Source organism: Neobacillus sp. S1115, assembly GCF_055385565.1.
On record NZ_AP038275.1, the window covers coordinates 382,492 to 406,859 of the forward strand.

Below are 24,368 nucleotides of genomic sequence, written 5' to 3' on the forward strand. Positions count from 1 at the left end.
CCTATTTACTAGAATGTGGACAAGTACCGTTACCATTTTTTAAAAGTTTCATAACTTATTTAAAAAAGTGATGAAAGGATGAGAGAATAATTGTTTGGTTATTCAATGGTTCAAATGGTGCGGACTCATGCACATAAACTGGACAGGCATTTGCGCGAAGAAGTTTTAAACCTGTACAAGCCGTTTACTTGGACACCGTGCTTTTTGCATAAACATTTCGAGGGATTCCTCAAATGGGGCCGCAAAATGTCCGTCATTATTGAATTCGAGGAAGGCTGTTTTGAAAAAGGCTGCCAGCAGGTATCCGAGGTGATGAAACAGCATGCCCGAAATGGCATGAAACGAAGTTTATCCAGTATGTCCTGCCATAGTGCAGATGTGACGCCAAATGGGTTAGAAGGGATCCTGTCAAGCTGCCATCATGTCAAAAAGGTTTATTTAAACAGGGAAGTAAAGGCGTTGCTTGATGTTGCTGTCCCTGCCGCTAATGCCAAAAATATTAAAAGAAATAACACAGTACTAACAGGAGAAGGAGTAACAATCGCGATTATCGACACTGGCATTTATCCACACAAGGACTTGGGGGATAGAATTAAAGGCTTTGTTGACCTCGTCAATAATGAAACAGACCCTTATGATGATAATGGCCATGGCACGCACTGTGCCGGTGACGTGGCTGCCAATGGTCCCTATGCAGGACCAGCCCCAGGAGCTCATCTGATTGGCGTAAAGGTGTTGGATAAATTAGGCTCGGGGTCTTTGGATACCGTCATGGAAGGGGTGGATTGGTGTATTAAGTACAATGCCGGTAATCCGCCTGAAAAAATTGATATCATCAGCATGTCATTAGGCAGCACAGCTCAGCCGGGTGAAGATCTAATGGTTAAGGCCGTTGAAAGGGCCTGGGCAGCAGGGATTGTCGTGGTGGTGGCGGCTGGAAATGAAGGTCCGAATTATGGAACCATCGCAAGTCCTGGTATTAGTCAAAAAGTGATTACCGTTGGGGCTCTTGATGATAAAAATTCTGTGGACCGCGGCGATGACGATGTGGCCAGCTTTTCGAGCAGAGGGGCAAAGGATGTTAAAGATGAGCTAAATAAGCCGGATATTTTAGCGCCTGGGGTGAATATCATTTCACTAAGATCTCCTAATTCCTATTTAGACAAGCTGCAAAAATCAGCAAGGGTAGACAATGATTACTTTGTTTTATCAGGTACTTCCATGGCAACACCTATTTGTGCGGGTATATGTGCATTGATTAAACAACGCGTGCCTGGAGCAACACCGCAGCAAGTGAAAGACCTATTGAAGAATAACACAGATTTATGGCAGGACCGCGAAAACGCGATTTACGGCGAAGGCTACATTAATGCGGATAGATCAATACCGTAGTAAGCCAATAAAGCGGAATAGGGAGATATCTCATTAATTATGGTAGAAATCAGTTATTTTTGTTAACTTAAATCATATTTTGGTTGACAAATAACCACCCGCCCATTATTTTTAAATTATCAGATATCAGAATTTAATTTAGGGTGGGGAGAAAATGAGAAAGTTAAGAGCGCTGGATATCACGCTTGTCGGGATGTTCGTGGCCCTAATGGCGGTCGGGGCAAACATTACGACGATTGCACCATTTTTGCAGGTTGGCGGAGTGCCAATCACGCTGCAGACCTTTTTTGCTATTTTAGCAGGGTTAATTTTAGGAAGCCGATTGGGAGCCATTGCGATGATTGTTTACACCTTAGTTGGCATGATTGGAGTACCTGTTTTTGCCGGCTTTTTTGGTGGACTCGGAATCATCCTTCGTCCAACCTTTGGCTTTATTATTTCTTATATTTTTGCAGCTTTTATCATTGGGAAAATCGTCGAAAAGAAAAAAAGCCTGCCTGCTTTTATTATAGCGGCTTTAATTGGAATGACGGTGAATTACCTGTTTGGAACCAACTGGATGTATTATGCCTACAAGCTTTGGGCTGCAGCGCCGGAAGGCTTCACCTATAAAATGGCCTGGTTATGGATGGTACCGCCGCTTCCGAAAGATATCATCTTGTCCGTATTTGCAGGCATCATGGCCCACCGTCTAGAAAAAACCGTCCTCTCTAAGGGTCAATTCAAAAACCTGAAGCGGGCATCCTAAGGTAGAAGACTAAGCGGACATCTTGAAATGTCCACCGCCCATGTGGACAAATGTCTTTTGTGGTGCCTGACACCAAAAATGGTACCACACCAAAACAAAGAAGCGGCAGTACCTATTGTTAGGTTACTGCCGCTTCTTTGTTTATAAGACCGTTTAGATAGGATACATGATTTTTTCCGAGCTGCTTGGATTCGAACATTAATTCGTCGGCAAGGATATAGGCTTTTTCCATTGATACATATTCATTAACCTTATAGTAGTAAAGTCCGAAAGATGCGGTATAAAAAATCAGAATGTTTTCCCCGTTGTATTCCGCATTTACTGACCCGTTTTCAATCCCATTGCGAATATCGTTAACCAAATCAACGGTTTGTTCGAAATTCCGATTTCGGAGGCAAAGTGTAAATTCCTCACCGCCGCTCCTAAACAGATAATCCTCCGGTCCAAGATAGCTCTTTAAAGTGGCGGCAAACTGCTGAATGACTTTATCACCCACAGCGTGGTTATAGCTGTCGTTTATTCCTTTGAATTTATCAATATCGGTTACGACAATCCCGATATTTTCATTAGATCGACTGAGCTCGGCCAATTTTTTGTCCATAAAGGTCCGATTGAAGGCCCCTGTCAAAAAGTCTGTATAGGCCATTTGCTCGAATTGGTCACGCTCCAATTTCGTTTGAATGTTTTGCGATTTTAAATAGAAGGAATGGCTGACGATGTAATTCAAAATAAAGACAATGATTAACATCTCCCACTTTTGATCCTGAAGGAAATGGAAAAGAAGGCCGTTTGAAATGGCAACTTTCCCATAATCCAGCATGCTGATGTCTTTAAAAATAAAATCGATGGCCTTCTTAAAGGATATTTTTTCACCCAAAAATAGAAACAGGATGACCATCGTGGTACCGGAAAGGTAAGAGGTAATGCAAACAATTAGAAAGATTAGAATCCAATACCCAAATGGAATGGCTTGAAAGCTTTCATGGAGGTAATGAAATAACAGGTAGGCTGCCGAGTTAGTGATCACAAAGGTTCCGGTATTATAAAATGCATCAAAAAACTCGGTCGGGTCTGCTGTTTTTGTCCATTTCCGATAAATATAAACAGAAAAGCGGTAAATCGTCTCAAATATAAATAAGCCGAGCGGCCCGGCAAATAGGACAAAGGATAGGTCGTAGCTAATCCCATATTCAATATTGGTATTGCCATTTTTAAAGAACACTCGAAGGCGGAAGTAAAGAATGGAGAACAACCAGTATACAATTAATATTTTAAAAAAAATGGAATGTTCCACTAAAATACCGGAAGAACTTAAAGCAGCCAAAAGTGCAACGGTAAATAAGGAAATCTCGTAAAGCTTGGCTTTATGCATAATTGTCAGTCCTTCCAACAGGTTTCAAAGAAGAGGCAATGAAATTGCCGATTTATTAAAAAAGAAAGATTATAGGCCAAGCAAATGGATAATCATATTTTACAAAATTTCTATTATATAACCTACATTTTTTTAAAAAATATCCTGTCTTAATTTTAAGTGGAAAAATAAGTCATCATTCTTTTTTCACAGGAAGGATAATAAATTGAAGGGAAGAGATAATGTCTTAGTGTTGGGGGGAATTTATGAGGGACGAGAGGTTTATGAAAATGGCCGTTGATGTAGCGCTTGATAATGTACTCCGTTATGGCGGCGGTCCGTTTGGGGCGGTTATCGTGAAGAATGACCAAATTATCAGTGTTGGCCGTAATCAGGTAACCGTGAAGAATGACCCGACCGCCCATGCTGAGATGCAGGCGATTAGGGCAGCCTGCAAGGTTTTAAATAGTTTCCAATTAACCGGCTGTGAACTATATACAAGCTGTGAGCCCTGCCCCATGTGTTTCGGCGCCATCTATTGGTCCAGATTAGAGAAGGTGTATTATTCCTGTACACATGAAGATGCCGCGAAAATCGGGTTCGACGACCAATTTATTTACGAACAGCTTGAAGTGCTTCCTGAAAAACGCACCATTCCTTTTATACGGCTTCTCACAAACAACACTTATCAGCCCTTCACTGCTTGGGTCAACAAACCAAACAAACAACAATACTGAGCAAATGTCCACCCAGGGTGGACATTTGCTTTTTTTGCGGTGCCTGACACCGCTTTTTTATTTTGAACCTAATTTTTCGGAAATGCGCAGCCCGTATTCAATTACTTTTTCAATTAAAAGGCTTTTTCGTTCCTCCGTTACGTTGAGATCGACGTAGCCAATGCTGATGGCCCCAATCAGCTCATTTTGGTGGTTGAAAATCGGGGCTGCCACGGATGATGTGCCCGGTGTCCTCTCCCCATGGCTCTCCCCATAGCCCTGTTTCCTAATCTCCCGCAATAGTTTCAAAAATGCCTCTCGTTCATCCTCAGTTACTAACGAATAAACGTTGCTGATGGCTTCCTTTTGGGGCATATGGGCGAGCATTACTTTATTGGCTGCCCCGATGTTCAAAGGGATCCGGATTCCAAGCTGGTCATAAATACGGATAGGATTATTCGGGCAGTCAATCCTTTCTACAATCATAGACTCTAATCCGTTTGGTTTACTAAAATAAATGCTCTCTTCCACGATTTTCATTAACTTTTCCATTTCTGGACGGATGAGTCCCACAAAATCAAAGGTATCGTACATTTGCAGGCCGTACTCCAGCCAGGCATTCCCCATAGAATAGAATTTTGAATCGGAATCCTGTTGAATAAGACCGTGCTGCTTCATGGATTGCAAAAGCCGGTGAAGAGTACTGACAGGCAGTCCACATTCCTTCGATAATTCCGAAATGGCGAACCATCTTTTTGTATCACTTCCTGCAAGAACCTTAATAACCTGCATTGCTCGATCGATTGTTTGCATATAGCAATTCCCTGCCTTTATTAAACTACTGGAAGATATTGTATATATTCTGTAAATTCGAAAAATATTGACATGTAATTTCTAAGATTATAATATCATATTATAAGTTTTCCTGTCACAGGAAACGTATTCCACTATGCGGAAAACGGAGGGGATTTTTTGCTGACGTCCATGTATAAGAAGCTCAACAGAGTCATCGTCAAACATCCGAAAGACGCTTTTATCAGTCAAGAACATTTAGGTAGGGAATGGAAAAGATTCAACTATATTAATGAACCGGATTTTCTAAAGGCTCAGCATGAATATGAGCAGTTTATTGCCATCATCAAGGAGCATGTGGGAAATATTGAGTTTTTGCCTGTCTCGGAACGGGTTGGATTGGATTCACTCTATGCCCATGATCCCGTTAAATTTACGCCAAAGGGCGCCATCATTTTGAAATCAGGAAAAACATTGCGGCAGACGGAGGCAGAGGTTTACAAAGATTTTTTACAAGAAAAAGAGATTCCGATAGTAGGAGAATTGACGGGCGAGGCAGTTGCCGACGGGGGAGACCTTGTCTGGCTTGATGACCGCACACTGTTAATCGGACGTGGCTACCGGACAAATGATGAAGCTATCCGGCAAATTAAAGAGATGGTCGCAGATCAAGTCGAAGAGGTCATTGTCGTGCAGCTGCCGCATGACCAAGGGGAGAACGAGTGTCTGCACCTAATGTCCATAATCAGTATCGTGGACAAAGATTTGGCAGTAGTCTATTCAAGATTGATGCCTGTGTTTCTCAGACAAATGCTTATTAAACAGGGCTTCCGGCTGGTTGAGGTACCCGAAGATGAGTACCTAAGACTTGGCTGCAACGTGCTCGCGCTGGCACCTCGGGTTTGTATGATGGTTTCCGGAAACCCTTTCACGAAACAGCAATTAATCAATGCCGGAGCAACTGTCTATGAATATGACGGAAACGAAATCTCTTATTTAGGGACTGGCGGCCCGACCTGCCTGACATGCCCAGTGGAACGAGAATAAGAAATTGGAGGATGAAAAAATGTTAAAAGAATCTGCGTTGAAATCAACAGAAGGAACAAAATTGTTCCATCATACAATTGTCAAAAGACCTGGAACGACTTACGTTAATGGCTTAACTACCTCAGACCTTGGCAAACCGATTTTGGAAAAAGCATTTGAGCAGCACGATGCTTATATTGAAGCACTTAAAAAGTGCGGGACTGAAGTAACTGTCCTGCCAAGCAATGACCAGTTTCCGGACTCCACCTTTGTGGAAGATACAGCTGTTTTAACCCCGGAATTTGCGGTTATTACCAATCCAGGCGCTGAGTCAAGAAACGGAGAAATCCATGACATGGAGCCGGCCATCAAATCCTTCTACGATAAAATTTACTATATTAAAGCGCCAGGTACACTCGATGGCGGCGATATTTTACAAGCTGAAGACCATTTTTATATCGGCATTTCCGCCCGGACAAACCAGGAAGGCGCCGAGCAGCTGAAACTAATCTTAGAATCTGAAAACTATAAAGCTACCATTGTACCGCTTCAGAAGTTTTTCCATTTAAAAACCGGAATTGCTTATTTGGGAAATCAAACCATTGTGGCGGCTGGTGAATTTGTCGATCACCCTGATTTCAATTCTTACAAAAAAATTATTGTGCCTCCGGAAGAGGAGTATGCAGCGAACTGTATTCGCATAAACGACTACGTTATAATCCCGTCAGGCTATCCGCAAACTAAACAAAGTATTGAGGAAGCCGGCTATCAGACGATTGAGCTGGATACTTCGGAATTCAGGAAATTAGACGGCGGTTTGAGCTGCTTGTCACTAAGATTTTAAAAATTGTGAGTGAAGGAGTTTGGAAGCAATGACACAGCTTAAGTGGGGAACACCGAAAGCTTTGCGGGAGCTATTATGTGAAGTAGTAAGCTGGAAAAGTATGACGCTGACGGAGGGAGAGCGTGAATTTCCTTCCAAGGTGATGGCGAAGCTTAAAGATTTGGCATATTTTCAAGAAAATCCAGAACACTTGGGTCTTCATGATGCCGATCTGGGCCGCCGCTTTGTAACCGCTTTATATAAACACCCGAGTGCCGCGGAAACGGTTGTATTGATTAGTCATTTTGATACGGTGAATACCGAAGAATACGGAGACCTTCAGGAGTATGCATACCGGCCAGAGGAATTAACGAAGCTTCTCCATTCCCGAATCGATGAATTGCCGGCAGAGGCCCGGGAAGATCTTTTATCAGGAGAGTACCTATTTGGCAGGGGCACGATGGATATGAAAATGGGTCTGGTCATGCATATGGGGCTGATTGAAAAAGCTTCGGTCGAGCAATGGCCGATTAATCTCTTGCTCCTGACGGTTCCGGATGAAGAAGTGAATTCTTCGGGAATGCGGGCCGCGGTTCCAAAATTATTAGAATTAAAGGAAAAGCATCAGCTAACCTTTAAGCTTTTCCTAAACGGTGAGCCGGTCTTTACCCAGGAGCCAGGTGACCGAAATTATTATGTGTACTCAGGTTCAATCGGCAAAATCATGCCATCCGCTTTATTTTACGGAAAAGAAACACATGTGGGGCAACCGCTCAGCGGCATTACGGCCCCGTATATCGCTTCCTTTTTAACACAGCGGATGGAGTGGAACTTAAGCTTGCAGGAAACGGTGATGGGAGAGAGGGCGCCCCTTCCGGTGACACTGCAGCAAAAGGATTTGCGATCGGAGTACTCTGTTCAAACACCGTACCGTTCGGCAGCTTTATATAATGTATTTTTAATGCAGCGAAACGCCGAAGAAATTATGAATATGTTTGAAAAGGTGACTTCAGATGCAGCTAAAGCTTGCAACCAGGCCTATCATGAGATTTGCAAAGAGCAGACTGTCACTCCGGTAGGAGACGTCCGCGTGCTCCGTTACGAAGACTTGGAAAAGCATGCGGTTCGAAAATTTGGTGATGAGTATGTTGCGGGAATCAAAGCTGCGATTCAGAAAAGGGAGGAATGGGACGACCGGGAAAAATCCTTCCGAATTGCGGATGCGTTAATCATTGAGTGCCAAGAACTCGCACCGGCGATTGTCCTCTTGTATGCACCGCCATATTATCCGGCAGTAAATTCATCAGAAAATGAATTAGTGAAAAAGTGTATTTCATACGTGAAGGAACGCGGTTTCGAAAAGTTTGGTCTGCCTGTCAACCAAGTCCATTATTTTAATGGAATCAGCGATCTAAGCTATGTCAATTACCAGGATGCCGGGGAGGGCTGGACCGTATTTAAAGAGAACACACCGGTTTGGGGAACAAGCTACAGCATCCCATTCGATGAAATGACCAAGCTCCATGCACCGGTTCTAAACGTCGGACCATTCGGCAAAGATGCCCACAAACGAACCGAACGCCTTCACATCAAAAACGCCTTCGAAGAAGTGCCAGCCCTCGTCGAAGGCATGGTCAAAATGCTGGCTGAGAAAAAGGTTCGCTGCTAGGAATTAATGAATGTTATTGGAATGGGTGTCAGGCACCGCGCGTGGACAAATGGGTGTTTTGTCCACGTGGGGTTGGACACCGCTAAAAAAGGGGGGGCAAAGATGGAACAAGAAGGTCAAAAGAACCAGTTAAGCAGGTCAATGAAACGGCGTCATTTGTTTATGCTTTCGTTAGGTGGTGTCATTGGTACCGGGTTATTTTTAAATGCGGGCTACACGATTAACCAGGCAGGAGCAGGCGGGGCGTTAATAGGGTATTTATTTGGCGGCCTTATTTTATATTTAGTAATGGTGTGCCTGGGAGAGCTTGCGGTCTATATGCCGGTTACAGGTTCCTTTCAAACATACGCCAGCAAATTTATTAATCCAGCCGCCGGTTTCTCGTTAGGCTGGATGTATTTCATTGGCTCCGCTACCACTGCGGGAGTGGAATTTACAGCTGCAGGTATCTTGATGCAGCGGTGGTTTCCGGGTGTTTCAGTGTGGATTTGGTGCGCCATTTTCATCGCCTTGTTATTTGTCCTTAATGCCCTGACCACAAGGGGATTTGCTGAGGCCGAATATTGGTTTGCAGGTATTAAGGTCGTAGCCGTAATTTTCTTTATTATTATCGGGGCAGCGGCTATTTTTGGCATCATTCCGCTTGAAGACAGACCGGCACCATTTATGGAAAACCTCGCTCCCAAAGGGCTGTTTCCAGCAGGCTTGACAATTATTTTTGTCACCATGATGAATGTTATTTTTTCCTACCAAGGCTCAGAATTAATCGGCATTGCCGCCGGCGAAAGTGAAGAACCTCAGAAGAATATACCTCGTGCCATTCGAAATGTCCTTTTTAGAATTATCGTCTTTTATATCGCTTCTATTATTATCTTATCGGCTATTTTTCCAACGAAAGAACTTGGCCTGCTGGAAAGCCCGTTCGTAACGCTAATGGATATGGCGGGAATCCCATTTGCTCCTGATATTATGAACTTTGTTATTTTAACTGCAATTCTTTCGGTGGGGAACTCCTGTATTTATGCTTCCACCCGGCTGCTTTGGGCGATGGCGCATGACGATATGGCGCCAAAGTATTTCGGAAAATTATCCAAACGGAAAGTGCCGTTCGCAGCCCTTGTGTTTACGATGATTTTCTCGTTATTGTCGCTGCTTACAAGCGTGTTGGCGGCAGATACAGTGTTTGTGCTGCTCATGTCCATTGCCGGTATTTCTGTTACTATCTCGTGGATTGGGATCGCTCTGTCCCAGTTTATGTTCAGGCGCAAGTTCTTGCAAGCAGGCGGAAGATTGGAAGACCTGCAATTTAAGGTTCGCTACTATCCTCTAGTTCCACTCGTTTGCATCATCTTCTGTGTATCCATATTAATATTCCTGGCCTTTGACCCAACCCAGCTGACAGGGCTCCTGATTGGACTAGGCTTCTTATTAATTTGCTATTTGTTCTATTACTTTAGAAATAAGAAGTTGGAGAAACTCAGCACAACGAGTAACGATATAAATCCACTTTAAGAACATACTATTTAACTGACTTGCTTCGCGGCAGGTCAGTTTTTTTCTTTTAGCTAATAGGAAATTCAACTACGCCTCTGTCTTCGTCCTATCGGACTCGCCAATCGGCGAGTTTCCATTTAAAAAATTTATTCGATTACACCGTTTCTGTAATGGAATTTTAACATTCTTCCATACATATTTATGTAATATCAAACGTTTGATGGTTTTAAAAACGGAATTCCGACTTGGCGCATTGGAATGTGTAGAATACTGTTTCCCACAACTTTTAAAGGGAGGACTAACATGAATACCATTCTGATCATTGTAAACATTGCTGTTCTGTTGTTGCTCATGTTCGGGTTGTTCCAAATGCAAAGGAAGCATGCTTCGTTTTCCAAGCGTGTCTTCACGGCGCTTGGCTTAGGTATTATTTTTGGAATTATTCTTCATGCCATCTACGGTACGACATCTGAAGTGCTGGCCCGTTCCATTGAATGGTTTAATATTGCCGGAAACGGTTATGTCAAACTACTGCAAATGGTAGTAATGCCGTTGATCTTTGTCTCGATTGTCGGGGCATTTACGAAACTGAAATTATCCAAAAACATTGGCAAAATCAGTGTCCTTGTCATTGGTATCCTGCTGGGGACGACGGCGATTGCGGCAGCCATCGGAATTGGCTCTGCCCTAGGATTTAATTTAGACGGCGTTCAGTTGACCCAAGGAGATGCAGAGAAGGCCCGTATTGCACAATTGGAGGAACGGGTTCCGACCGTGGAAAATATGACATTACCGCAGCAAATCGTTGATTTCATCCCAAGTAATCCGTTTCAAGACCTTACAGGCGCCCGAGCAACCTCAACAATCGCGGTGGTCATCTTTGCCGCCTTTATCGGGATTGCCTATCTCGGGGTAAAACGAAAAGAACCGGATCATGCGGAATTCTTTGCAAAAATCATTGATACCGTCTATTCGATCGTTATGAGAGTGGTCACCCTGGTGCTCCGGCTGACACCATATGGGATTCTTGCGATTATCACGAGGGTGGCTGCAACAAGCGATTACGACGCGATTGTGAAATTAGGGACGTTTGTAATCGCCTCCTATGTAGCGCTCATCATTATGTTTATTGTGCATCTATTGCTTTTAATGGCGGCAAAATTAAGCCCATTTAACTATGTGAAAAAAGCATTGCCAACGTTAACCTTTGCGTTCACTTCACGAACGAGTGCGGGAACGCTGCCGATGACGATTAAAACCCAGTCGAAGGATTTGGGGGTATCTGAAGGGATTGCAAACTTTGCAGGCTCCTTCGGACTGACCATTGGGCAAAATGGCTGTGCCGGGATTTATCCAGCAATGCTGGCTGTCATGGTTGCACCGGCTGCCGGGGTCGATCCGACGAGTCTAAGCTTTATTCTGACCCTTATACTTGTCGTCGCAATTAGTTCTTTCGGTGTTGCCGGTGTTGGCGGCGGTGCGACCTTCGCAGCCCTCATCGTGCTATCCGTGATGAACCTGCCAATCGCCATCGTCGGCCTGCTTATCTCCGTTGAGCCGCTCATTGATATGGGCCGTACCGCCCTAAACGTCAGCGGAGCCATGACAGCTGGCGTCCTCACTAGCAAAGCAACAGGCGAATTCGATATAGACACCTACAAACAGCCGGATATCGTTGAAGCATAAGCACAGGTGTCAGGCAACGCTCGTGGATATTTGTCCGCCTAGGGTGGACACCTAATATAAAAAGCCGAGCCCCAAATGTTACTTTTGGGGTTCGGCTTCTTTTTATTCCTTATTAAACCTCTCTAATCTATGCCTGCAGCGCAAGTTGGATCATAAGTTCGATAGCGGTTGGGATAGCTTCTTCGTCAATATCGAATTTCGGGTGGTGGTGCGGATACTGGCTTTTTTCACTTTGCATCCCGACGTTGATGAAGGCCCCGACCTTATCTTTCAGGTAATAGGAGAAATCCTCGGCTCCTAATACAGGATCTATTGGCAAGAAGGCATCTGCTCCGAAGGTATTTTCAATGACACTGCGAGCAAATTCACATGCCTCCGGGTGATTGTACAACGGAGGGGTTCCCTCGATAAATTGATAATGTCCTTTAGCCCCAAAGCTTGCGCAGATGGACTCTGTCAGCTGGGCCGTTTTCTCGTGCATGAGCTCGGCTGCCTCAAAGGTCAACGCCCTGATTGTCCCCTTCAACGTTACCTCGTGAGGAATGACATTGTAGGAATTTCCTGCCTGCATCCCACCAAATGAAATAACGCCTGCATGTAATGGATGCAAATTCCTGCTGACAACGGATTGGAAAGCCTGAATCAAGTGGCTGGCAATATAAATTGGGTCGACCGTATCATGCGGATAGCCTGCATGTCCGCCTTTACCTTCAATTTTAATATCAAAATCATTACAGGAAGCCATCGCATAGCCGGTGGCAAAGCCAACCTTTCCCATAGGCATGCGTGATATCAGATGGATTCCATAAATCGCGTCAATCCCGTCCAGTACTCCTTCTTTCACAAGCTTCTGGGCGCCGCTTGGCGAGGCCTCCTCTGAGCTTTGAAAAATCAAGCGGATATTATTTTTCACCAAATCAGGGTGATTGCTCATCCATTTTGCTGCCGCTAGCAAAACCGCCGTATGGCCGTCATGGCCGCAGCCGTGCATGACGCCTGGAACCTTGGAAATATAAGGCTTGTCCCCTTCCTCTTGGAGTGGCAGGGCATCCATGTCGGCCCTTAAGGCAATCGTCTTGTTGCCTTCCGTTCCTTTAAAAAAGGCCACTACGCTTGGGCCTGAAAATCTGTCATCCAAAGGGATGCCGAATTCCGCCAATTTTTCTTTTACATAGGCGGAGGTATTGTATTCCTGCCCGGACAGCTCCGGATTCATATGAAAATGTCGGCGCTGCTCGATGGCCCAAGCCTTTAACTCTGAATCTACATTTTTTGTCTGTGACATGATGTAACTCCTTCGATTCTGTGTGTATTTTTATGCAACCAATTTTAAGGTATATTCACTAATATTACAAGAATCAAATGTTGGATGGAAAAAAATGCTGTCATGCAGCGGCTTATCTAGATAGTTCCAAAAGACCTAATCCGGAAAAGAAATCCACTAGACTATTAACCTAATTAAGAGATATATTTATTGTAAGATTTTTGAAAAAGGAGAGCCGGATGAAAAACAATAAAGTGCTTTTTAATACAGGGGAAATGGACCGCACAGAATTACCTTACTATTACGATTATGGAAAAATAATTTCCACGATTCAATATCGTCTTCATGAGGAAGTGGGCGTGGACTTCAATATGTATTCCGATGAAGACACCTCCAATGAGATTTGGGAGATTCTTGAGGAAGATTTGAAGGTGGAATCCCCCGAGGTACGGCTTCTAAGCTATGTTTATAAGGAGGGTGAGACCCGGACGATTTCCTCCAACCATACGGATAAAGCCTTGGAGTTTATCATCAAGCCGCGGATTGCGAATGGTCTTTACTACTATCCAGCCTATCGGGTTGCCTTATCCAGGGTGCTAACCTTTCAAAGTGATGGCGAGCTCCACCGCGATCTTATTTTTGCCGAAAATGACGCATGCTTGGTTTCTTTCCTGCAATATGTTCTAAAAAGAAAGCGGGATTATATTAAAAACTACGTGACCGTTTATACGGATACCGAAGATGGTGTGGAGACAGACATCGAAAGCATTAATAGTTTGGTAAGAAGAGAGGACGTTTTCCTTGAAGAACCCTTGAAAAAGGAAATCTTCCGGTCGATTGACGAATTCTTCTCAGATAGCGGTGAGTTTTTCAAGACGTATGATATCCCTTACAAGCGAGGGATTCTGTTATACGGCAGTCCCGGCAACGGCAAAACAACATTAGTAAAATCAATTGCCAGCAGCATCAATGCCCCGGTGGCCTATTGGCAGATTACCGAATATACCTCGAGCTATACGATTAAAGAAGTGTTCAGTTCGGTTTTGAAGCTGGCTCCAATGGTACTGGTGATTGAGGATATTGATTCAATGCCAGCAGGAGTCCGCTCGGTATTCTTGAATACGCTCGATGGAGCTACCTCTAAAGAGGGTGTTTTCTTAATCGGCACGACGAATTATCCGGGAAAAATTGACCCGGCCCTAATGAACCGCTCCGGCCGGTTTGACCGCGCCTATGAAATCAAACTGCCGACAAAAGAGCTTCGCTATCAGTATTTAATGGCGAAAAAGCTTGACCGAATCTTATCAGAGGAGGAAATAAGGGAGGTCGTCGAGACATCGAAGGACTTTTCCTATGCACAGTTGAACGAACTGTACACCTCCATTGCGCTTCAATGGCATTATGAACAGCAGGTCGACATCGCGCGCCTCTGTGCCGATTTAAAATCCATCCAGCAAAAACAGAAAAAACAATCGTGGGATGACAACGATTCGAATGCTTCTATGGGATTCATCGGATTTCACGAAGAGTAATTTATATGAACGGATAGCCCTAGTCGGTTATCCGTTTTTATTTTTGAAACTGTCTAGTGAAATATTGTTTAGCTGGACTATAATTAAAATAACTGAATATTCCTGTAATGTTTAAGGGGCATTTTTAACACAAAGGCAATTCTTCTCCAAGAGATTTATAAAAATGTTATCAATCTATAAGGGGAGTGTTTAAATGCAAAAACAAAAGCTGTTGATTAATGGAGAAAGACTTAAAGAAGAATTGGCACGTTTTGCCCAGTTTGGCCGAACGGAAAACAATGGTGTCACCCGTCTTTCTTTATCGGAAGAGGACCGTGCGGCAAGAGGTTATTTCCGCAAATGCTGTGAGGATCTGGGGATGACTGTGAAGGTCGACGACATGGGCAGTATGTACGCGACACTGCCCGGAACGGAAAATAAGCCTCCTATTCTGATTGGCTCCCATCTTGATTCGGTCAAAAAAGGCGGCCGGTTTGACGGTGTTTTGGGTGTCGTGACGGGGCTGGAGGTCGTGCGAACAATCGTTGATCATAAAATCCAACCCAAGTACCCGATTACAATCGTAAACTTCACAAACGAAGAGGGAGCAAGATTCGAGCCTTCGCTGATGGCTTCAGGTGTTCTTGCCGGGAAATTTGACAAAGCTGCCATGCTGCAAAAGAAAGATTCAGAGGGTATAACCTTTGAGGAGGCCCTTAAGGCAATTGGATACGAAGGCAGTGAAGAAAATCGTCTTAAAGAAGCAACAGCCTTTTTGGAACTACACATCGAGCAAGGCCCTATCCTTGAAAAAGAGGCCCGCACAATCGGTGTCGTTGAATGCGTCGTGGGCATGGCCTGCTTTGAAATAGAGGTAACCGGTGAATCGGACCATGCCGGAACAACTCCGATGAGCATGCGCAAGGATGCCCTATTTGCCGCCAACAACCTAATTAATGAGACCCGTAAACGTCTAAGTGCATTGGACTCCGATCTTGTTTTCACCATCGGCAGGGTCAACGTCTATCCAAGCATCCATACCGTTATTCCTAACAAAGTGGTCTTTACGCTAGAAGCACGCCATAAGGACATGGACATCGTCAACAGCTTTAAGGATTTTGTTCAAGGGCTGCCGCACCAAGGCCTAAATGAAGGCTGTGAGGTAAAGGTAACAAAACTTTGGGAGCGTGACACGGTCTGGTTTGCGCCTGAACTGTGCGCTTCTTTGGAACAATCCGCGGAAACGCTCGGGTATAGCCATAAGCGAATGGTCAGCGGCGCTGGGCATGATGCCCAGTTTATTGCGGGTTACGTTCCAACAGCGATGCTGTTTGTTCCAAGCATCAATGGAAAAAGCCATTGCGAGGAAGAACTGACTGCCTGGGAAGACTGTGAAAAAGGGGTCAATGTCGTTTTGGATACGGTTCTGAAGCTGTTAAATAAGTAAAATAGTAATGAAGAACAGACTCTTCCGAAAGTGGTGGAGTCTTTTTTAATGTTAATTTTAGGAAAAATCATATTGCTAAACGGAGTAGTAAAGTGTAAAATTACACTAAAATATATTGGGAGTTCTATTTTATAAAAGGGGGCTTAAAATGGGGAAAAAACTGCTTTTCATCATCTTGTATTTTGGTGTAGTGCCACTAGTGATTTCTTTCTTAGCACTGCCGCTAATGGGGAATTTTGAAATGCTAATGGAAATCCTGCTGTCTGTTCTGATTGCGGGCGGTAGTCTGACAGGATTTTTTGCTAGCAGGAAACTGCTAAGATTGTGCCAATTAAAAGAGTATATTGTCCTAATCCCGCTTCCACTTGCCTATACTGCAGTGCTGTGGGCCGTTTTTATGCTGATTAACGGCGGGTTTTACGGGGCGAATTCATGGTTGTTCTATTGCATCTTTCATATCGCCTATGCACCGATTTACTTTGTCGCTATGTTTGGCGGCGAGGGAAGGCTGTTTTTATGGGCTCCGCTGGCCTACGAGCTTTCATTTACTATTGGAGTTATTATAGCAGCGGCTACTCGAAAGGTACAATTCACTGCTGTTTTCACCAAGAAGAGGCAGTTACTATCCATTTTAGCGGTGATCCTTTTGGCAATAGGAGCTGGTTCAGCTGTTCAATGGTATCGCAGCCAAACTGTATTGCCATCCTATGGCTTTAAATTTGCCGGTGGCTATTCAAGCACGGACCTAACCCCTTATGAGGTAATGAATCCTAACAACAAATTGCCTAAGCTTAACACAAAATCGACTTTTATCATTTCGAACCCATTGGAAATGCCTGTTCTTGATGGAGCGGAAGCGGCTTTTCCGGTTTATTCCGCCTTTGCCCTCGCAACTTATGAAAATATTGAAAAAGTGATGGGTGAAAGCAGGGAGGTTGTCAGCTTTACAAACACCATTTATTCCTATGAACGCTTATTATCGGGAGAAGTAGACATTTACTTTGGGGCTGAGCCATCTAAGGAGCAACGGGAAATGGCGAAGCAGGCTGGAAAAGAGCTAGTGATGACCCCAATTGGCAAGGAAGCGTTTGTATTTTTTGTGAATCCGAAAAATAAGGTAGATAGCTTAAGGGTTTCGGAAATTAAAGGAATCTACTCGGGAGAAATCAAAAGTTGGTCCGAGATTGGAGGAGACTCCGAAAAAATCATTGCCTTCCAGCGCCCGAAAAACTCCGGCAGCCAAACCCTTTTGGAAAAAATAATGGGAGATACAAAGATTATGAAGCCTCTAAAGGAGGATGTTCCCGAAGGAATGGGCGGGATTATCGAACAAGTGGCCGACTATCGAAACTATCAAAATGCAATCGGGTTCTCATTTCGCTTTTTTGCAACGGGAATGAAAGAAAATCCGGACATCAAACTGTTAGCAATAAATGAGATAGAACCAAATGCGGAAAACATCGCAACCGGCAAATATCCATTCACCGCCACACTCTACGCCATCACACTCAAAGACAACGCATACCCAAATATCCAACCCTTCCTTGACTGGATGCAGGGCCCGCAAGGACAGGAACTAGTTGAAAAGGTAGGGTATATAAAATTGACTCAATGATGGTGTCAGGCACCGCGCGTGGACATGTTATAGACATTAACATATAGTAGAAAATTAAAACGTTTTATGGCTCTTTCTTATTTTGCGGAGGGATATTTTTTTGCTGTTTTTGTAAATATGTTGTTTTTGATTCTATGCAACGTACCGCTGAATTTATCATGCATTGGAGCGCATAGAAAGGCTGTATGAGACAGGTCCCCTGATTTTTTTAAGTGTTCGGTCACTTATACCGAGCCAGTTAGTTATTCCTTCTTACTTGAAGAAGTTTTTATATTTAAAAGCAACAATATATTAGAAAAGAGGATTTTTTTAAGATAATTTACCAAAATGAGGCGTAAAATCCCTAATTAAATACGGGGATATAAGCCTCATTTTTTGTGGAATCTCGCAAACTCTTGCTCTTTTTTGTATACAAATATATGTTCTATACGGTAAATTTAACATAGGGGAGGTGAAGAAAATGAGTCTGAAAAAGAAGAAGAAAAAAGAGGCGTCTGGAGACATTCTAATTAGAAAATTTCCATTGCGTTTAACTGAAAGTGAAAGAGAATTGGTTGACAGATTAAGAATAGAATCGGCCAGACTTTGGAATGACATTTTGGATCTTCATTGGTGGCTCTATGATGTTTACAAACTTTGGACGAATGCATCAGATAAGAAAAAATGGTTTAATGCTAAATCTCACACTCTTCATTCTCAAACCATCCAAGCTATCATCGAATTACATGAAGAAACGTGTGAACGTACAAAAAAACAACGGGACGCTGGAAATAAAAATTGGAAGTATCCATGGAAGTACAAGCGTTTCTTCTCTGTGAAATACAAAAAATCAGCCATAAGTTTAGAATCAAATGGGTACTTAAAATTTAGTAATGGCGGAAAAGAAAAACCGCTGTATGTTAAAAAACCGAAGCATATTGATTTCGGTTCGATTAAGAATGCAGAGATCGTTTGGCACCGAAATGAATATTGGCTTCACTTGGGTGTGGAATTGACAAAAAGAGGAAAAGTGGCAGGTGAAAACAATGCTGGCGGAGATTTAGGTATCATTCACGCCATTACGCTTTCTAACGGTAAAAATCACTTCATCATTTCTGGAAAAGAGCTTCGTTCTTTGCACCGATTAAGAAATAAAACTTTAGCAAAACTCCAAAAGAAAATTAGTAAAAAACAAAAAGGTTCCAATGCTCGTTATAAATTGATTCTTCGCAAACGCCGTTTTTTAGAAAAAATGGAACGAAAAATCGAATACATCGAACATTGTATCTCTAAGCAAGCAGTGAATTGGTGCGAAGAGAACCAAATTAAGACGCTTTTCATTGGTACACCTGAGGGTGTTCAAAGAGGAACGAAGAAAAAGAGAAAAACCAGAAATGAACAAAGGCAACAACTATCCAATTGGAGTTTCGGAAGGCTGACAAGATTAATCACCTATAAACTGAAATTGATAGGGACTGAGGTTATAATGCAAGAAGAGAGCTACACTTCAGGGACCTGCCCGAAATGCGGAACGTACTCTAAACAGAGTAGTCGTAATTTTAACTGTCCGTGTGGAGAAAAAGGCCATCGTGATGTAGTGGGTGCCATAAACATATTGGACAAAGGGTTGAATAGGGAAATAACGAAAGGAAGAACCCTTCCTAAAATCGAAAATACAAAGTATCGTCGAGTGAATCTTGTACCGATTGTCAAAAGCAAGAAGTACAAGCTAACAGTGGCGTAGTGCCTATGATTGGGCTGCGGTATGTGGTTTTAACCACATGTCGTAATGAACTGGAGAGGCAGTAAGACCCGGAGGCTCAGGCCGAAAGGCAACCTTGATGAAGGTTTGAAAAAGAATCCCCTGCATTTATGCATGGGAGAGAAGTCAAAGCGGGCTGTTGATTCTATTTCGTGCCATCTTTATTGTCATTGTGTTTTCCGATCTTTATCTGGTCATTTGAGGCTTTTCTGGACAGGATCCTCACGAACATGAGGCAGGAAGTCAAGCGGATGAATCATTTGGTCGGTGACCTGTTAACATTGGCCCGTTCGGACACGAATACGATTGAATTACGGGCAGAACAATTTGATTTCCGGTCGCTTGCTGATAAAGCCATCGAATCTGTTGGAGCCCTTGCCGCTTCCAAACAGATCATTTTTACGCTGAGTGCGCCAGAAACCTTGAATATCATTGGCGACCCGCACAGACTATCACAGCTTTTATATATACTATTGGACAACGCCATTAAATACACCCCAAACGGCGGGGAAGTCCATCTCCGTCTTGAAAAGGACGGGCAGGGGCTGCGAATGGTCGTCGAGGACACCGGGATAGGAATCATAAAGGAAGATATCCCCCATATTTTTGAGCGCTTTTACCGGGCTGATAAATCGAGGACTCGGCAAACAGAAGGGCATGGTTTGGGGCTCTCGATTGCCAAATGGATTGTGGAAACCCACAGCGGGACCATAAAAGTCGACAGTGAACTGGGAAAAGGAAGCCGCTTTATCATCCAGATTCCTCAAGGCATCAAATTGGCTGGCTAATGCATATGGAGATTATTCATTTATTGGAAAATTCCACCTAAAGGTAACTATTCCAATGAAAGACAGTCTGGTTTATGATATGAATATACTAGTTTTTAGGTGGGAGTCCGTTGGTTCTATTAGATTACATTGTTAATCTGTCACTTTTTTCTGTCCTTGTATGTATCCCTTTGGTGCTTCAATCGTTTAATATCATGAAACAGGTGAAGCATAGAACTATACTATATGGTCTTTATGCGGGAATTGTAGCGGCTATTCTTGTTGCAATTTCAATCCATCAGAATGGCTACGTTTACGATATCCGCTATGCTGCTGTTATTATCAGTTTTGCTTATCTGGGGCCGGTCGGCGGATTGGTTACGGCCGTTTTTTCATTAACCGCAAGACTGATGGCAGGAGGGCAGTGGGTTATACCAGTGATTGGCTGGCTTATCATTACGGCAGGTTTTTGCATCAGCCATTTGTTTATAGCCCGCTTTTCTGCAGTGAAAAAAAGCGCTATATTATTTGTCATTTATGCTGTTATTTATGTCATAGATGTACCAATCCTATTTCATATTTTTCGAGATAAGCCCTTGTTTCATCTTCAATATGTTCTGTTCGTGATGCTGGGGGTCATTTCGGGTGTGATCCTGATTGAATCCTATCTGAAGCTTTATCGATTAAATAAAAGATTGGCAGAAACGTATAAGATGATCGAAGAAAGCGAAGCAAAGTATCGGCTGATTGCCGAAAATACATCGGACCTAATCAAAGTAATGTGGAAGGATCACTCGATTACTTATTTTTCCCCGTCACATGAGCTAGTCCTGGGATATCAGCTTTCAGAATTGGAAGGGAAAGAACTCTGCCATTTCATTCATCCTGATGATGTTGGATTTTTTAGAAAAAACGTCCAAAGGCTGTTTGAAAAAGAAGAAGCACAGTCAATGGAGGTCCGTTTCCTTCACAAGGACGGCCGTTGGATTGAGTTTGAATCCCGCTGTATGCCTGTTAGAGGAAAAAATAATTTAATCGAGCACCTTGTCATTGTCAGCAGGGATATTTCAGAACGGAAAAAGGCCGAAGAGATTCTCTTGCAATCCGAGAAGCTTTCTATTGTTGGAGAGCTGGCTGCAGGGGTAGCCCACGAAATACGGAATCCCCTTACGACCATTAAGGGCTTTGTTCAGCTTTATAAGGCTGGTAACAATAATCTTGAATATAGTGATTTGCTGCTGGGTGAACTTGAACGGATTGAAACGATTACAAGCGAGATGCTTTCGTTAGGTAAACCGCAGGCGGTCAATCTCAGCCAGGCAGATTTACGGGAATTGATTGAAAATACGATTGAATTTCTATCTCCTCAGGCCCTTATGAACGGTATTCAAATGAACACTTTGTTCGAGGAAGCACCATTTCCGATTATTTGTGAGAAAAATCAATTGAAGCAGGTATTCCTGAACATTTTAAAAAACGCCATGGAGGCAATGCCCCAGGGCGGTAATATCGAGATTTATCTCCGTAAAGGGGATGCCGACGAATGTATTGTCCAAATCAGGGACCATGGCTGCGGGATCCCGGAAGAGCTTTTGCCGCGGTTAGGTGAACCGTTTTATAGTTTAAAAGAAAAAGGAACCGGACTGGGTGTCATGATTTGCCACAAGATCATCAAGCAGCATAAAGGAAGTATTTCGTACTCAAGCAAACAAAACGAAGGAACAGTAGTGGTAATTAAACTGCCGCTGGCAGAATAAAAGATTGGTATAAGGGACTGTCTATTCAGGGAGTCTCTTTTTTGTGGGAAAAACTAATTAAACGTTTGATTGAAATGCTGGAATGCTTGGCACATACGGGCTGGGGAAACTAATCAAACGTTTGATTGGACTTTTAGGTCGGACGGAAAAAATTAATTAAACGTTTGTGTAGATTTGAGAAATGAGAGGAAAAAACTAACCAAACGTTTGATTGAAACGCTGGAATACTTGATACATAAGGCTTTGCGAAACTAATCAAACGTTTAATTGAGTTTTATCAAGAACATGGCGGATAAGGTGATAAACCGTTAAAATAGGAGAAGGGAAATTTTTCAAAAAGGCTGTGATGATTCGTGTGTTTAATTCTTTTTGCGTATAAGGTCCACCCTAAGCATCAGTTGATTGTGGCTGCCAATCGAGATGAGTTTTATAAAAGACCGACTGCCCCCGCCCATTTTTGGAAAGATGAGCCGGATATCCTTGCCGGAAGGGACCTGGAGAAAATGGGAACTTGGATGGGCGTTACCCGGGGAGGGCGGTTTGCCGCATTGACCAACTATCGTAATCCAAAAGAGGTTGCCGAGGGAAAACGGTCACGGGGGGAACTGGTGGCGGATGCCTTGAATTATAATGGGACCATTGAAAGCTACATGCAAAAGCTGTCAGAAACAAAGGAGCAGTATCCCGGCTACAACTTGCTGGCTGGAGATGCCGAGGGGCTTTATTATTATTCTAACATTGGACAAGAGCTTCAAAAGCTTGAGCCGGGCATTTATGGGGTCAGTAACCATCTTCTTAATACCGAGTGGCCGAAGGTGATAACAGGGAAGGCAGGCCTGTCAAACATCGTAACCGAAGACCCAAAGGACCTTGAAGAGCAGCTTATCACTCTCCTCAATAATGCAGATCCTGCTCCGGATGAACGACTGCCGAATACGGGCGTGTCATTAGAGATGGAAAGAATGCTTTCACCGATGTTTATCAAAAGTGGGAATTATGGGACAAGAAGTTCGACGGTTATGCTTATGTCCAATAATGGAATCAAATATATAGAACGAGTTTTTTCAACTGAAGGAACCAATGATCAAAAATATATCATCTCCTATTAATACAGCGGATCATGCATCTGCTGTATTTTTTTGGGTTATAAATATTTTTGGAATAATTTTATAAAAATACTAAAATAACAATTAATTTGCAGGTAATTGGGTAAATGCTTTGAAAACGGTTACTCGAAAAATGGAAAAATTATAAATTGACTGAAAAATAAAATTATATTATTATTCTATTAATAACAATAATTTAGCAACGCGAAATATTAATATTCCATCTTAGAGAAAGTGAAGTGATTTTATGTCACAAATGCTAGCCTTAGTCATAGTAGTATTCATTTTATTAGTAGGAGACCTTGTTGCAGTACGGACGAAGGCATGGATTCCATCGATATTTGTCAGTGCTGTGTTATTCCTGATCGGTTATTGGACCTTTTTTCCAAAAGATATCGTAGCCATTTCCGGCGTACCGCCTGTTGTTGCGACGATGATGATGTACTTGCTCATCACCAATATGGGTACATTGCTATCCCTTCGTGAATTGAAGAATCAGTGGAAAACGATTGTTATCGCCCTATCAGGAATCCTAGGCATTATTGCTGTGTTGATGACCGTGGGCAGCCTTATTTTTGGTTTTCAGACAGTCGTGGTTGCGATTCCGCCATTAGTTGGCGGGGTGGTTTCTGCATTGATCATGTCAGAGGGAGCAAAGGAAGCAGGCCTTGCAACACTATCCGTTTTTGCCATTGTTATCTATGTTATTCAGGGGTTTGCAGGTTATCCAATCACCTCAATCGTGTTAAAGAAAGAGGGAAAAAGGCTTTTGAAGCAGTACCGCAGCGGGGAAATTGCCGCAGTTAAGGAACAGGAAAATGCTGCTGCAGAGGTAGCCGCTTCCGCAATTGCAAAACCAGAGCTTAAGCTGTTTAAAAATTTACCTGATAAATACAACACCGATTTCTTTAAGTTCTTTAGACTTGCGCTAGTTGCTTACCTTGCTTATCTTGTTTCAACGCTAGCCGCGCCGGTTGTTTCCATCAGCCCGTTTGTTCTATGTTTATTGTTTGGGGTCATCGCCTCAAGTGTAGGATTTTTGGAAAAGCAAGTTCTGCAAAAAGCCAATGGTTTTGGTCTAGCAATTATGGCGTTGATGTTGTTTGTTTTTGACGGCCTAAAGCAAGCGACACCAAGCATGATGTTGGAAATTTTATTCCCATTGGTGGGAACTATCATTTTAGCGGTCATCGGTATGTATATCTTTTCATTTATCGCCGGCAAGATTTTGAAGGTGAGCAAAAATATGGCGTTTGCCGTTTCTCTGACTGCTTTATACGGATTTCCGGCTGACTATATCATTACCAATGAGGTAATCAAATCGTTAACGGATGACGAGAAAGAAAGAGAAATGCTGACAAACCAAATGCTGCCGCCAATGCTAGTGGGTGGTTTCATCACAGTGACAATTGTATCGGTTGTTTTAGCGGGTATCTTTGTTGGATTCCTGAAATAATTGGAGG

At 43.1% G+C, this 24,368-nt stretch carries 19 protein-coding genes; 16 read left to right on the forward strand and 3 right to left on the reverse strand.

Going from position 1 to position 24,368, the window contains the following annotated elements; all coding sequences use genetic code 11:
* Positions 1–90: 90 nt before the first annotated feature.
* Both ACZ5B7_RS02005 and ACZ5B7_RS02010 read left to right on the forward strand, forming a co-directional pair.
* Positions 91–1,392 (forward strand): S8 family peptidase, encoded by a 1,302-nt coding sequence (locus tag ACZ5B7_RS02005; protein WP_464492418.1) that lies wholly within the window; start codon positions 91–93, stop codon positions 1,390–1,392.
* A gap of 154 nt (positions 1,393–1,546) precedes the next feature.
* A complete protein-coding gene (locus ACZ5B7_RS02010; protein ID WP_213147678.1) occupies positions 1,547–2,140 on the forward strand; it encodes a biotin transporter BioY in 594 nt (197 codons plus the stop codon).
* Positions 2,141–2,258: 118 nt separating this feature from the next.
* Here the strand turns inward: ACZ5B7_RS02010 and ACZ5B7_RS02015 are convergent, their stop codons facing one another.
* Positions 2,259–3,512 carry a GGDEF domain-containing protein gene (locus tag ACZ5B7_RS02015; RefSeq protein WP_464492419.1) on the reverse strand — a complete coding sequence of 418 codons (1,254 nt, stop codon included), beginning with the start codon at positions 3,510–3,512 and terminating at the stop codon, positions 2,259–2,261.
* Positions 3,513–3,757: 245 nt separating this feature from the next.
* On the opposite strand from ACZ5B7_RS02015, the gene ACZ5B7_RS02020 reads away from it, so the two are divergent.
* Positions 3,758–4,228 carry a nucleoside deaminase gene (locus tag ACZ5B7_RS02020; protein ID WP_464492420.1) on the forward strand — a complete coding sequence of 157 codons (471 nt, stop codon included), beginning with the start codon at positions 3,758–3,760 and terminating at the stop codon, positions 4,226–4,228.
* Positions 4,229–4,285: 57 nt separating this feature from the next.
* Here ACZ5B7_RS02020 and ACZ5B7_RS02025 read toward each other — a convergent pair whose 3' ends face one another.
* The gene (locus ACZ5B7_RS02025) at positions 4,286–5,020 is read right to left on the reverse strand and encodes an IclR family transcriptional regulator (protein ID WP_464492421.1); all 735 of its coding nucleotides are present in this window, start codon (positions 5,018–5,020) and stop codon (positions 4,286–4,288) included.
* A 171-nt stretch (positions 5,021–5,191) separates the two neighbouring features.
* Between ACZ5B7_RS02025 and ACZ5B7_RS02030 the strand changes: the two genes are divergently transcribed.
* The 5 genes from ACZ5B7_RS02030 to ACZ5B7_RS02050 all read left to right on the forward strand — a co-directional run bounded on the left by ACZ5B7_RS02030 (position 5,192) and on the right by ACZ5B7_RS02050 (position 11,697).
* Positions 5,192–6,046, forward strand: coding sequence for a dimethylarginine dimethylaminohydrolase family protein (locus tag ACZ5B7_RS02030; protein WP_464494417.1), 855 nt, complete (start codon positions 5,192–5,194; stop codon positions 6,044–6,046).
* A 19-nt stretch (positions 6,047–6,065) separates the two neighbouring features.
* Positions 6,066–6,869 (forward strand): dimethylarginine dimethylaminohydrolase family protein, encoded by an 804-nt coding sequence (locus ACZ5B7_RS02035; RefSeq protein WP_464492422.1) that lies wholly within the window; start codon positions 6,066–6,068, stop codon positions 6,867–6,869.
* Between the two features lie 28 nt (positions 6,870–6,897).
* Entirely contained in the window at positions 6,898–8,517 is a 1,620-nt protein-coding gene (locus ACZ5B7_RS02040; protein WP_464492423.1) for a M20/M25/M40 family metallo-hydrolase, read from the forward strand.
* A gap of 102 nt (positions 8,518–8,619) precedes the next feature.
* Entirely contained in the window at positions 8,620–10,029 is a 1,410-nt protein-coding gene (locus ACZ5B7_RS02045; RefSeq protein WP_464492424.1) for an amino acid permease, read from the forward strand.
* A 285-nt stretch (positions 10,030–10,314) separates the two neighbouring features.
* Positions 10,315–11,697: an L-cystine transporter gene (locus ACZ5B7_RS02050; RefSeq protein WP_464492425.1), complete on the forward strand. Its 1,383-nt coding sequence runs from the start codon at positions 10,315–10,317 to the stop codon at positions 11,695–11,697.
* A gap of 127 nt (positions 11,698–11,824) precedes the next feature.
* On the opposite strand, the gene ACZ5B7_RS02055 is transcribed toward ACZ5B7_RS02050, so the two are convergent.
* Positions 11,825–12,982 (reverse strand): M20 metallopeptidase family protein, encoded by a 1,158-nt coding sequence (locus ACZ5B7_RS02055; RefSeq protein ID WP_464492426.1) that lies wholly within the window; start codon positions 12,980–12,982, stop codon positions 11,825–11,827.
* Positions 12,983–13,200: 218 nt separating this feature from the next.
* Between ACZ5B7_RS02055 and ACZ5B7_RS02060 the strand changes: the two genes are divergently transcribed.
* The 8 genes from ACZ5B7_RS02060 (at position 13,201) to ACZ5B7_RS02095 (ending at position 24,361) form a co-directional block, all read left to right on the forward strand.
* Positions 13,201–14,493 carry an ATP-binding protein gene (locus ACZ5B7_RS02060; RefSeq protein WP_464492427.1) on the forward strand — a complete coding sequence of 431 codons (1,293 nt, stop codon included), beginning with the start codon at positions 13,201–13,203 and terminating at the stop codon, positions 14,491–14,493.
* A gap of 193 nt (positions 14,494–14,686) precedes the next feature.
* Positions 14,687–15,919: an allantoate amidohydrolase gene (locus ACZ5B7_RS02065; RefSeq protein WP_464492428.1), complete on the forward strand. Its 1,233-nt coding sequence runs from the start codon at positions 14,687–14,689 to the stop codon at positions 15,917–15,919.
* Positions 15,920–16,067: 148 nt separating this feature from the next.
* Positions 16,068–17,534 (forward strand): PstS family phosphate ABC transporter substrate-binding protein, encoded by a 1,467-nt coding sequence (locus tag ACZ5B7_RS02070; protein WP_464492429.1) that lies wholly within the window; start codon positions 16,068–16,070, stop codon positions 17,532–17,534.
* Between the two features lie 460 nt (positions 17,535–17,994).
* Entirely contained in the window at positions 17,995–19,257 is a 1,263-nt protein-coding gene (locus ACZ5B7_RS02075; RefSeq protein WP_464492430.1) for an RNA-guided endonuclease InsQ/TnpB family protein, read from the forward strand.
* 269 nt (positions 19,258–19,526) lie between these two features.
* Entirely contained in the window at positions 19,527–20,063 is a 537-nt protein-coding gene (locus ACZ5B7_RS02080; RefSeq protein ID WP_464492431.1) for a sensor histidine kinase, read from the forward strand.
* Positions 20,064–20,173: 110 nt separating this feature from the next.
* Complete coding sequence (locus tag ACZ5B7_RS02085; RefSeq protein WP_464492432.1) at positions 20,174–21,799, forward strand: ATP-binding protein; 1,626 nt, start codon at positions 20,174–20,176, stop codon at positions 21,797–21,799.
* 353 nt (positions 21,800–22,152) lie between these two features.
* The gene (locus tag ACZ5B7_RS02090; RefSeq protein ID WP_464492433.1) at positions 22,153–22,908 is read left to right on the forward strand and encodes an NRDE family protein; all 756 of its coding nucleotides are present in this window, start codon (positions 22,153–22,155) and stop codon (positions 22,906–22,908) included.
* 244 nt (positions 22,909–23,152) lie between these two features.
* A complete protein-coding gene (locus tag ACZ5B7_RS02095; RefSeq protein WP_423800537.1) occupies positions 23,153–24,361 on the forward strand; it encodes a hypothetical protein in 1,209 nt (402 codons plus the stop codon).
* Positions 24,362–24,368 lie beyond the last annotated feature (7 nt).